The sequence below is a fragment of the Enterobacter cloacae complex sp. 2021EL-01169 genome, assembly GCF_020733125.1.
GTDB lineage: Bacteria > Pseudomonadota > Gammaproteobacteria > Enterobacterales > Enterobacteriaceae > Enterobacter > Enterobacter roggenkampii.
In genome coordinates this window covers 1-11694 of the sequence record NZ_JAJFTC010000001.1, presented here as the reverse complement: position 1 = coordinate 11694, position 11694 = coordinate 1, and the positions used below count along the sequence as shown (strand labels likewise).

Annotated in this window: 10 protein-coding genes and 2 rRNA genes; 7 read left to right on the top strand and 5 right to left on the bottom strand. The window is 54.9% G+C overall.

All coding sequences use genetic code 11. The features are described 5' to 3' along the window. The first annotated feature begins 81 nt into the window (after window positions 1-81). Window positions 82-1410, top strand: coding sequence for an ATP-dependent RNA helicase SrmB (gene srmB / locus LLF79_RS00065; RefSeq protein ID WP_008502189.1), 1329 nt, complete (start codon window positions 82-84; stop codon window positions 1408-1410). A gap of 52 nt (window positions 1411-1462) precedes the next feature. Here the strand turns inward: srmB and grcA are convergent, their stop codons facing one another. After that, window positions 1463-1846, bottom strand: a complete 384-nt coding sequence (gene grcA / locus LLF79_RS00060) for an autonomous glycyl radical cofactor GrcA (protein ID WP_008502190.1) — start codon at window positions 1844-1846, stop codon at window positions 1463-1465. A 314-nt stretch (window positions 1847-2160) separates the two neighbouring features. On the opposite strand from grcA, the gene ung reads away from it, so the two are divergent. Further along, on the top strand, window positions 2161-2850 hold the full coding sequence (gene ung, locus LLF79_RS00055) for a uracil-DNA glycosylase (protein ID WP_023294333.1): 690 nt from the start codon (window positions 2161-2163) through the stop codon (window positions 2848-2850). Between the two features lie 40 nt (window positions 2851-2890). Here ung and LLF79_RS00050 read toward each other — a convergent pair whose 3' ends face one another. Beyond that, window positions 2891-3991 carry a tRNA/rRNA methyltransferase gene (locus LLF79_RS00050; RefSeq protein WP_206804477.1) on the bottom strand — a complete coding sequence of 367 codons (1101 nt, stop codon included), beginning with the start codon at window positions 3989-3991 and terminating at the stop codon, window positions 2891-2893. A 204-nt stretch (window positions 3992-4195) separates the two neighbouring features. On the opposite strand from LLF79_RS00050, the gene trxC reads away from it, so the two are divergent. From trxC to LLF79_RS00020, 5 genes are all read left to right on the top strand, one after another. After that, window positions 4196-4615, top strand: a complete 420-nt coding sequence (gene trxC, locus LLF79_RS00045) for a thioredoxin TrxC (protein WP_021241886.1) — start codon at window positions 4196-4198, stop codon at window positions 4613-4615. Between the two features lie 69 nt (window positions 4616-4684). Further along, on the top strand, window positions 4685-5383 hold the full coding sequence (tapT, locus tag LLF79_RS00040) for a tRNA-uridine aminocarboxypropyltransferase (protein ID WP_008502194.1): 699 nt from the start codon (window positions 4685-4687) through the stop codon (window positions 5381-5383). Between the two features lie 35 nt (window positions 5384-5418). After that, window positions 5419-8082, top strand: coding sequence for a protein lysine acetyltransferase (gene pat / locus LLF79_RS00035; protein ID WP_227878971.1), 2664 nt, complete (start codon window positions 5419-5421; stop codon window positions 8080-8082). A gap of 110 nt (window positions 8083-8192) precedes the next feature. Further along, window positions 8193-9548: a CDP-diacylglycerol--serine O-phosphatidyltransferase gene (pssA, locus tag LLF79_RS00025; RefSeq protein WP_023294337.1), complete on the top strand. Its 1356-nt coding sequence runs from the start codon at window positions 8193-8195 to the stop codon at window positions 9546-9548. 45 nt (window positions 9549-9593) lie between these two features. Further along, window positions 9594-9917, top strand: coding sequence for a YfiM family lipoprotein (locus LLF79_RS00020; RefSeq protein ID WP_008502197.1), 324 nt, complete (start codon window positions 9594-9596; stop codon window positions 9915-9917). On the opposite strand, the gene LLF79_RS00015 is transcribed toward LLF79_RS00020, so the two are convergent. The 3 genes from LLF79_RS00015 to LLF79_RS00005 all read right to left on the bottom strand — a co-directional run. Beyond that, window positions 9914-11209 carry an MFS transporter gene (locus tag LLF79_RS00015; protein ID WP_008502198.1) on the bottom strand — a complete coding sequence of 432 codons (1296 nt, stop codon included), beginning with the start codon at window positions 11207-11209 and terminating at the stop codon, window positions 9914-9916. The two genes, LLF79_RS00020 and LLF79_RS00015, sit on opposite strands and share 4 nt — an antisense overlap. A gap of 207 nt (window positions 11210-11416) precedes the next feature. After that, window positions 11417-11532, bottom strand: a 5S ribosomal RNA gene (rrf, locus tag LLF79_RS00010). A 65-nt stretch (window positions 11533-11597) separates the two neighbouring features. Next, window positions 11598-11694, bottom strand: a 23S ribosomal RNA gene (locus LLF79_RS00005); the annotation flags it as partial.

Below are 11694 nucleotides of genomic sequence, written 5' to 3'. Positions count from 1 at the left end.
GGCCGAAAAGCGATATCCATACAAACAGATGAAGATTACAGCCGTAACGTCTATAATCAGCGCCCCACACAGAGGTAGAACATGACTGTAACGACTTTTTCCGAACTTGAACTCGATGAAAGCCTGCTCAATGCACTTGAGAGCAAAGGCTTCACACGCCCGACCGCCATTCAGGCAGCGGCCATTCCGCCTGCGCTTGAGGGCCGCGATGTGCTCGGTTCTGCGCCAACCGGTACGGGGAAGACTGCAGCCTATTTGTTGCCTGTGTTGCAGCATCTGCTCGACTTCCCACGCAAAAAATCTGGCCCGCCGCGTATTTTAATCCTGACGCCGACGCGCGAACTGGCCATGCAGGTGGCCGATCACGCGCGTGAACTCGCGGCAAATACCCATCTGGATATCGCTACCATCACCGGCGGCGTTGCGTATATGAACCACGCCGAAGTGTTCAGCGAAAACCAGGACATCGTCGTTGCGACGACAGGCCGCCTGCTGCAGTACATTAAAGAAGAGAACTTCGACTGCCGCGCGGTTGAAACGCTGATCCTCGACGAAGCCGACCGTATGCTGGACATGGGCTTCGCACAGGATATCGAGCACATTGCCGGGGAAACGCGCTGGCGTAACCAGACCATGCTGTTCTCTGCCACCCTTGAAGGGGAAGCGATTAAAGACTTCGCAGAGCGTCTGCTGGAAGATCCGGTAGAAGTGTCGGCGACGCCGTCCACCCGTGAGCGTAAGAAGATCCACCAGTGGTACTACCGCGCGGATAACCTTGAGCACAAGGTCGAATTGCTGAAACACCTGCTGAAGCAGGAAGATGCGCTGCGCACAATCGTATTTGTGCGCAAGCGCGAGCGCGTGCACGAACTGGCTGAAATGCTGCGTAACGCCGGGATCAACAACTGCTATCTTGAAGGCGAGATGGCACAGATCAAGCGTACCGAAGGCATTAAGCGCCTGACCGATGGCCGCGTTAACGTGCTGGTTGCCACAGACGTTGCCGCTCGCGGGATCGACATCCCGGACGTCAGCCACGTCATTAACTTCGATATGCCGCGCAGCGGCGATACCTACCTGCACCGTATTGGCCGTACCGGCCGCGCGGGCCGCAAAGGGATTGCGATTTCACTGGTCGAAGCGCATGACTACCTGCTGCTGCAGAAAATTGGCCGCTATGTTGATGAGCCGCTGAAAGCGCGGGTTATTGATGGCTTGCGCCCAACCACACGTGCGCCGAGTGAAAAAATGACGGGTAAACCGTCCAAGAAAGCGCTTGCGAAACGTGCTGAGAGAAAAGAGAAAGAAAAAGAGAAACCGCGCGTGAAGCAGCGTCACCGCGATACCAAAAATATTGGTAAACGCCGTAAGCCAAGCTCTGCCGCATCAGAGACAAAAACGGAAGAGTAAAAAAAGCCGGGGACAATCCCCGGCTTTTTTATTCACCCCCGTAGCTGAAGCCTTACAGGCTTTCAGTAAAGGTACGCGCGATAACGTCGCGCTGCTGTTCTGGGGTCAGAGAGTTGAAGCGTACCGCATAACCAGACACGCGAATGGTCAGCTGCGGGTATTTTTCTGGGTGCTCAACCGCGTCCATCAGCGTTTCGCGGCGCAGTACGTTTACGTTCAGGTGCTGACCACCTTCCACGCGCACTTCTGGCTTCACTTCCATTGGAATTTCACGGTACTCGATTTCGCCCAGTTTGCTCACTGGCACGATTTCGTCTTCTGCAAAACCCGCTTTCGCGACGACACAGCGCGCTTCGTTTTTCTCGCTGTCCAGCAGCCAGAAAGAGTTGAGCAGATCGTCATTTGCAGCTTTAGTAATCTGGATACCTGTAATCATGTGTTGCCTCCCTTAGGCTACATTAACTGATGTCGGCCTCTCGCGGCCAATTGGTAAAACCATTGTTTCTTGTGTGTATATATATCATTCACACCCCGGTGATTTATTGATTTAAATCAACAAAAACACCAACCACATAAAGAGTGTGGTTTGAGTTTATTGCTTTAGATCAATTTTGCGACCTTACCAATTCAATTTATCCTGCACATTTTCAACATAAATTTAGCTACTTAGCGCACATTTCGGCGTAGAATTTTGCTCACCGGGCTTTAGCAGGTAAGCTAGTTAGAGATTGAGATTCGCAGGAGAGCGAGATGACGACACCTTTAACCTGGCATGACGTGCTGGCAGAAGAAAAGCAGCAGCCCTATTTTATCAATACGCTCAACACCGTTGCGGCTGAGCGTCAGTCCGGACAGACGATTTACCCGCCGCAGAAAGATGTGTTCAACGCCTTTCGCTACACCGAACTGAGCGATGTGAAAGTGGTCATTCTGGGCCAGGATCCCTATCACGGTCCGGGCCAGGCGCATGGGCTGGCGTTTTCCGTACGTCCGGGCGTGGCGATCCCCCCTTCTCTGCTCAATATGTATAAAGAGCTTGAAGGAACCGTGCCCGGGTTTACCCGACCAAACCACGGCTACCTGGAAAGCTGGGCACGTCAGGGCGTGCTGTTATTGAACACGGTACTCACCGTTCGGGCCGGCCAGGCGCATTCGCACGCCAGCCTGGGCTGGGAGACATTCACCGATAAAGTCATCAGCCTGATCAACGAACACCGTGAAGGGGTCGTGTTTTTACTCTGGGGATCGCACGCGCAGAAGAAAGGGGCGATTATTGACCGTCAGCGTCATCACGTGTTGAAAGCGCCGCACCCGTCACCGCTGTCTGCACATCGCGGTTTCTTTGGCAGTAATCATTTTGTTCTGGCGAACGAATGGCTGGAAAAACGTGGCGAAACGCCCATTGACTGGATGCCTGTGTTACCGGCAGAGAGCGAATAGTATTTGAATGTGCCGGGTCAGGCCCGGCACATGAAGAGGCTTATGCCTTATTCTGACGCCACCATTCGGCCAGCAGTACGCCGGTTGCAACGGATACGTTCAGACTTTCCACATTGCCTGTCCCATCGATTGAGACGCTCAGATCCGCACTGGAGAGCGCCGCATCAGACAGACCATCGCGTTCCTGACCCAGCACCAGCACCATCTTGCGTGGCAGCGTCGCTTTAAACAGCGGCGTACCGGCATGGCTCGAGGTGGTCACGATGGAATAACCCGCTTTACGGAACTGCTCAAGGGCATCCAGCACGCTATCGCCGGTGATCGGCTGTACGTGCTCGGCTCCGCCTTCCGCAGTACGGATCGCAGCGCCGGATTCCAGCAGCGCGGCATCCTGCAGCAGTACGCCTTTCACGCCAAAGTGCGCGCAGCTACGCATCATTGCGCCCAGGTTATGCGGGTTGCCCACATCTTCCAGCGCCAGCACGCAGTCATCGGCATCCGCCTGACTGACCCACTGCTGAACGGTGGTGCCGTTACGTTTTTTGATCAGGAAGCAGACGCCGCCGTGGTGTTCGGTACCGGATGCTTTGGTCAGCTCGGCATCATCAACCACGTGGTAGGCTTTGCGGTTTGCCGCCATCCAGCGCAGCGCTTCTTTAAAGCGCGGCGTTACGCTCTGGATGAACCAGGCGCGGACAATACATTCAGGACGGCTCTGGAACAGCGCCTGGCAGGCGTTCTCGCCATACACGCGGGTCTCTTCCGCACGCTGACGGCGCAGCACTTCCGGGTCGATAAAGCTTTTACCGCTGATACCGCCGTGATCGGACTTTTCTGGCGTTTCGTCGCCAGGGGCACGAGAAACGGTGCGCCACGGGGAGGCGTTATCACGTGAGAAGTCATCCCGCGGACGGTCATCGCGTTTGCGATCGTCACGCTTGCGGTCATCACGTTTGCGGTCATCACCGCGGTTGTTTCTGTCATCGCGGGCGGGGCGACGGCCACCGTCTGCACGAGAAGACGCCGGACGCCCGCCACCTTTTCCGGTACGCGGATTTTGGGTGCGTTTATCAGAGTCATCATCACTGCGGACATACATCACTTTGACCTTGCCGCTTTTGTTTTTCATTTCGTCGTTCATGCTTTTCTCCACCAGCGCTGCGCGAAGCGCGCAGATTACCCGATGTGCCAGCGCATAGCCATAATTTCGTACAAAAGCCTGTGACTATTGTTCTCATTGAATAAAACGCATTGTTGTTTCAAACAGGCTCATTGATAATATGTAACATATTAGAAACATTATCGGCGTCTTGCCGCTGTCCCACGGCTCTATCAGAGGTTAGTTATGAATACCGTATGTGCCAACTGTCAGGCTCTTAACCGCATTCCGGACGATCGGATTGAAGATGGTGCGAAATGCGGACGTTGTGGCCATGAATTGTTTGATGGCGATGTCATTAACGCGACGGGTGCTACGCTGGACAAACTCCTCAAGGACGATCTGCCTGTCGTAGTGGATTTCTGGGCGCCCTGGTGCGGCCCATGCCGAAGCTTCGCGCCGATCTTCGAAGACGTGGCCGAAGAACGCAGCGGGAAAATACGTTTCGTTAAGGTCAATACTGAAGCTGAACCCGAACTGAGCGCCCGTTTTCGCATTCGCAGCATCCCGACGATTATGATTTTCAAAAAGGGTGAAGTGGTCGACATGCTCAACGGTGCGGTGCCTAAAGCCCCGTTTGATAGCTGGCTTAACGAATCACTGTAACATTCACGGGGCACATCTTGTGCCCCGTTCCCGCCTCTGCGAAAATAGGGTTTTTCCTGCATTTCGCCCATGACTGATAACGCTGTTCTTCAATTACGCGCCGAACGCCTTGCGCGCGCCACCCGTCCGTTTCTCGCGCGCGGAAACCGTATTCGCCGCTGTCAGCGTTGCCTGCTGCCGCTGAAGGTTTGCCTGTGCGAGACGCTGACCCCGAGTTCGGCACAGAGCCGTTTTTGTCTGGTCATGTTTGATACCGAGCCGATGAAGCCCAGCAATACTGGTCGCCTGATTGCCGATATTCTGCCGGATACCGCGGCGTTTCAGTGGTCCCGCACGGAGCCCCCTCAGGCCCTGCTCGACTTAGTGGCAAGCCCGGACTATCAGCCGATGGTCGTTTTCCCCGCGTCATATGCAGGTGTCGATCGCCAGGTGCTTTCGACGCCGCCATCCGGTAAACCGCCGTTGTTTATTATGCTGGACGGCACCTGGACCGAAGCGCGAAAAATGTTTCGCAAAAGCCCGTATCTCGACGCACTGCCGGTGATTTCTGTCGATCTGTCCCGCGTCTCCGCCTACCGCCTGCGTGAAGCGCATGCTGACGGGCAATACTGCACCGCCGAAGTGGCCATTGCGCTTCTGGATCTGGCGGGTGATACCGCTGCGGCTGGCGCCCTGGGCAACCATTTCTCCTGTTTCCGGGAACGCTATCTGGCAGGAAAAACCGTTCATAAGGGCAGCGTCACAGCAGCCGAGACGGAAAGCGTTTAAAATCATCAGGTCGCTTGCATTCACAGGAGGCCTGCATGAGCCAGCGAGGGTTAGAAGCGCTACTTCGTCCTAAATCCATTGCCGTCATCGGCGCATCAATGAAACCGGATCGTGCTGGCTATCTGATGATGCGCAACCTGCTGGCCGGAGGATTTAATGGACCCGTCATGCCCGTCACGCCCGCGTATAAGGCAGTTCAGGGAGTGCTTGCATGGCCTGATGTACAGAGCTTGCCTTTCGTACCGGATCTGGCCGTACTGTGTACAAACGCGAAACGGAATCCGGAGCTGCTGGAATCGCTCGGCAAGAAAGGCTGTAAAACCTGCATTATTCTCTCGTCTCCGCCTGAACAGAAAGCCGAGCTTCTGGCCTGCGCCAGCCGCTATCAAATGCGCATTCTTGGACCAAACAGTCTCGGCCTGCTCGCCCCCTGGCAGGGCTTAAATGCCAGCTTCTCTCCGGTTCCGATCCGCAAAGGCAAGCTCGCGTTTATCTCGCAGTCGGCTGCGGTATCGAACACCATCCTCGACTGGGCGCAGCAGCGTGAAATGGGATTCTCCTACTTCATTGCTCTCGGCGACAGTCTGGATATCGACGTTGATGAGCTGCTGGATTTTCTGGCGCGCGACGGTAAAACCAGTGCGATTCTGCTTTATCTTGAGCACCTCAGCGACGCGCGTCGTTTTGTCTCGGCGTCGCGAAGCGCGTCGCGCAATAAGCCGATCCTGGTAATCAAAAACGGGCGCAGCCCTGCGGCTCAGCGTCTGCTGCATTCGCATTCCGGCATGGATCCCGCCTGGGACGCCGCCATCCAGCGCGCGGGGTTGCTGCGGGTGCAGGATACGCACGAGCTTTTTTCCGCCGTTGAAACGTTAAGCCATATGCGCCCGTTGCGCGGCGAGAAGTTAATGATTGTCAGTAACGGCGCCGCCCCTGCCGCACTCGCGCTGGATGAGCTGTGGCGGCGCTTCGGCAAGCTGGCCACGCTGAGTGAAGAGACGCTGCAGCGCCTGAAAGATGCGCTTCCGACCAGCGTGACGCCCGGCAATCCACTTGATTTACGCGATGACGCCAGTAGCGACCGCTATATCAGGGCCATTTCCATTTTGCTGGATAGCCAGGATTTCGACGCGCTGATGATTATCCACTCCCCCAGCGCGGTCGCGCCGGGCAGCGAAAGCGCGCGCGCGCTCATTGATGCCGTGCGCAATCATCCGCGAGGCAAATATGTCACCCTGCTCACCAACTGGTGCGGTGAGTTTTCTTCGCAGGAGGCGCGACGCCTGTTCAGCGAAGCCGGACTGCCAACCTACCGCACGCCGGAAGGCACCATAACCGCGTTTATGCATATGGTGGAATATCGCCGCAACCAGAAACAGCTCCGCGAGACCCCGGCGTTGCCCGGGAATTTGACGGCCAATACCGTTGACGTTCACCGGCTGTTGCAGCAGGCGATTGAAGAAGGCGCGACGTCGCTGGATACGCATGAGGTCCAGCCCATTCTGGGCAGCTACGGGATGCAGACCCTGCCGACCTGGATCGCCAGCGACAGCGCTGAGGCCGTGCATATTGCCGAGCAGATTGGCTATCCGGTTGCCCTGAAGCTGCGTTCGCCGGATATTCCGCATAAGTCTGACGTTCAGGGGGTGATGCTCTACCTGCGGACGGCGGCAGAGGTGCATCAGGCAGCCGATGCCATCTTCGATCGGGTCAAAATGGCCTGGCCGCAGGCAAGGATCCACGGCTTGCTGGTGCAAAGCATGGCTAACCGCGCAGGCGCTCAGGAGTTACGCGTGGTGGTCGAACACGATCCCGTTTTCGGCCCGCTCATCATGCTGGGTGAAGGCGGCGTGGAGTGGCGCCCGGAGGAGCAGGCCGTGGTGGCGTTACCGCCGCTGAACATGAACCTGGCGCGTTATCTGATCATCCAGGCGATTAAAAGCAAAAAGATCCGCGGCCGGAGCGCGCTGCGTCCGCTTGATATTGCCGGGCTAAGTCAGTTCCTGGTACAGGTCTCTAACCTGATTGTGGATTGTGCCGAGATCCAGCGGCTGGACATTCATCCGCTGCTCGCCTCCGGCAATGAGTTTACGGCGCTGGACGTGACCCTGGATATCGCGCCATTCGAAGGAGACAGCGAGAGCCGTCTGGCGATCCGCCCGTATCCCCTGCAGCTGGAGGAGTGGGTTGAGATGAAAAATGGGGAACGCGCCCTGTTCCGCCCTATTCTGCCGGAAGATGAGCCCCAGCTGCGGGCCTTTATCTCTCAGGTCACGAAAGAGGATCTTTATTATCGCTATTTTAGCGAAATCAACGAATTTACCCACGATGATTTAGCCAATATGACCCAGATCGACTACGATCGAGAAATGGCGTTTGTTGCCGTTCGTCGCGCCGATGAGGGTGATGAGATCCTCGGCGTCACGCGTGCCATTTCTGACCCGGATAACGTCGATGCGGAGTTTGCCGTGCTGGTGCGCTCCGATCTTAAAGGTCTGGGCCTGGGAAGACGACTGCTGGAAAAACTCATCAGTTATACGCGAGATCACGGATTGTTACGCCTTAATGGCATTACTATGCCTAACAATCGCGGTATGGTGACCCTGGCGCGAAAACTTGGGTTTGACGTTGATATTCAGCTGGACGAAGGTATTGTTGCCTTATCCCTCAGTCTGACATCAGCAGACAAACGCGAGTAAGCTACTGGAAATGTTACCCACTTTGGACGGGACTGGTGGTATCATTGTCCGCTTATGTTGTTTGCATAGTACAGACAACCCTTCAATGAACAGAGAAGAAACGCACTGTGATGTTGTCAAAATTTAAGCGTAATAAACATCAACAACACCTTGCTCAACTACCGAAGATTTCTCAGTCAGTTGATGATGTAGAGTTCTTTTACGCTCCCGCTCATTTTCGGGAGACGCTTCTGGAAAAGATAGCCAGCGCCACGCGACGCATTTGCATTGTGGCACTGTATCTTGAACAGGATGAAGGCGGGCGCGCGATCCTGAACGCGCTCTATGAAGCCAAACGTCAGCGTCCGGAACTGGATGTTCGCGTGCTGGTAGACTGGCATCGCGCCCAGCGTGGCCGTATTGGCGCTGCCGCATCAAACACCAATGCTGACTGGTATTGCCGCACGGCGCAGGAAAATCCTGGCGTTGACGTGCCTGTTTATGGCGTCCCGGTGAATACCCGTGAAGCGCTCGGCGTTCTTCATTTCAAGGGGTTCATCATTGATGACAGCGTGCTTTACAGCGGCGCCAGCCTCAATGATGTCTACCTTCATCAGCTCGATAAATATCGCTATGACCGCTACCATCTGATCCGTAATCCGCAGATGGCCGATATCATGTTCAACTGGGTTGATAAAAATCTGGTTCATGGCCGTGGTGTTAATCGTCTTGACGATCCCGAGCGCCCTAAAAGCCCGGAGATCAAAAACGATGTTCGCGCCTTCCGCCAGGAGCTGCGCGATGCGGTCTATCATTTCCAGGGCGATGCGAACAACGAAGAGTTATCCGTTACCCCGCTGGTAGGGCTCGGCAAATCAAGCCTGCTGAACAAAACGATTTTCCATCTGATGCCGTGCGCGGAGCAGAAACTGACTATCTGCACGCCGTATTTCAACCTTCCTGCCGTGCTGGTGCGTAATATCATTCAGCTGCTGCGCGAGGGTAAAAAAGTGGAAATCATCGTGGGTGATAAAACGGCAAATGACTTCTTCATTCCCGAAGATCAGCCGTTCAAAATCATTGGTGCGCTGCCTTATCTCTATGAGATTAACCTGCGTCGTTTCCTGAGCCGCTTACAGTATTACGTCAACACTGACCAGCTGGTTGTGCGTCTCTGGAAAGATGAAGACAATAGTTACCATCTCAAAGGCATGTGGGTCGACGATGAGTGGATGCTGCTGACAGGTAACAACCTGAACCCGCGCGCATGGCGACTGGATCTGGAAAACGCTATCCTGATTCATGACCCGCAGCATGAGTTAGCCGCCCAACGTGAGCGCGAGCTGGAGCTGATTCGCACCCATACGACCGTGGTGAATCACTACCGCGAACTGCAGAGTATTGCCGATTATCCGGTAAAAGTTCGCAAGCTTATTCGCCGCTTACGTCGTATCCGTATCGACCGACTTATCAGCCGTATTCTGTAATATCCAGGCCCTGTCACCCGCAGGGCTTTTTTATGGAGCCCGTTGATGCGTATTCCTCTGGTACTGAGTGTGCTCTTCCTGAGTGGCTGTAGCCATATGGCTAACGATAGCTGGTCCGGACAGGACAAAGCACAGCATTTCCTCGCTTCCGCGATGTTGTCCGCAGCCGGTAATGAATATGCCCAGCACCAGGGATACAGCCGGGATCGTAGCGCGGCGATCGGGTTGATGTTCTCAGTAGGTCTTGGGGCATCAAAAGAACTGTGGGATAGCCGCCCCGCAGGGAGCGGCTGGAGCTGGAAAGATTTCGCCTGGGATGTCGCCGGCGCAACGACCGGCTATGCCGTATGGCAGATGGCGCGCTATTAAAGTCGAATGCCTTTCCCTTTGCGATGCAGCATCAGGGAGACAACAAACGCCAGTGCCCCCATTCCCGTTACGTACCAGAAGAATGTCGTTTCGCTTCCCCACGATTTAAGCGACAGCGCGACGTACTCCGCCGATCCGCCAAACACCGCGTTGGCTACCGCATAAGAGAGCCCTACCCCTAACGCACGGACCTGCGCCGGGAACATCTCGGCTTTCAATATCCCACTGATGGAGGTATAGAAACTGACAATCACCATCGCCACCATCACCAGCGCAAAGGCGGCATACGGTGAAGAGACATGCTGAAGCGCTGTCAGAATGGGAACGGTACATAATGCCGATAATCCGCCAAAAATGAGCATTGAGGTACGTCGGCCAATTTTGTCCGAGAGCGCTCCGACGATCGGCTGTATGAGCATAAAGACAAACAGCGCCGCGGTCATGACCACACTGGCGACGTTTGCGTGCATGCCGGTGGTATTCACCAGGTACTTTTGCATATAGGTGGTGAACGTATAAAAACTGAGAGAGCCACCCGCAGTGAAGCCCAGCACCATCAGGAAAGCTTTGCGGTTACGCCATAACCCTTTGAATGTTCCCGCCTCCTTCAGCATCCGGACCTCTTTCTGAGAGGTTTCATCTAACTGACGGCGTAGCCAAAGTGCGACAATCGCCAGCACTGCCCCCATTGCGAAAGGAATTCGCCATCCCCAGGCATGAAGTTGTTCGTCCGTCAAAATCTGCTGCAGGATCACCACCACAAGAATGGCCAGCAGTTGACCACCAATCAGCGTGACGTACTGGAATGAGGCGTAAAAACCTTTACGGCCTTCCAGTGCAATTTCGCTCATGTAGGTCGCACTGGTACCGTATTCACCGCCCACCGATAATCCCTGAAATAAGCGGGCCAGCAAAAGCAGCGCCGGTGCCCAGGTGCCAATCGATTCATATCCCGGTAAGCAGGCGATCACCAGCGAGCCAAAGCACATCATACACACCGAGATCAGCATCGAGGCCTTACGCCCGCGACGATCCGCAATACGGCCGAACAGCCAGCCCCCGATGGGTCGCATTAAAAATCCTGCGGCAAAAACCCCAGCCGTTTGTAGCAGCTGTGTAGTGGTGTTGCCGGATGGGAAGAAAATATGTGCGAAGTAGAGTGAACAGAATGAGTAGACGTAAAAGTCGAACCATTCAACCAGATTCCCTGAAGAGGCGCTGATGATTGCCCATACCCTTCTTCGGGTATCACTGTGAGCCAGTGTCCCGTGTGATGTCATGCTTTCTGTCATTGTGATTATGCTCCTGCCATAAACTGCGGCGTATTGAGCCAGAAGGCTCAATAACCTCGTAAATGAAATGTTATAATTTTGTTATAAATAACATTGCGACAGGGATCACACATTCCATTAGCAGGATAAGGGATTAAGAGAAAGGCCAGGATGGAGATAAAAGCAAAAAACCCCGCACCTTTCGGTACGGGGTTCTTCTTGTTTGATGCCTGGCAGTTCCCTACTCTCACATGGGGAGACCCCACACTACCATCGGCGCTACGGCGTTTCACTTCTGAGTTCGGCATGGGGTCAGGTGGGACCACCGCGCTAAAGCCGCCAGGCAAATTCTGTTTAATCTGTATCAGGCTGAAAATCTGTCTCTTCGCCAAAACATCTTCGGCGTTGTAAGGTTAAGCCTCACGGTTCATTAGTATCGGTTAGCTCAACGCATCGCTGCGCTTACACACCCGACCTATCAACGTCGTCGTCTTCAACGTTCCTTC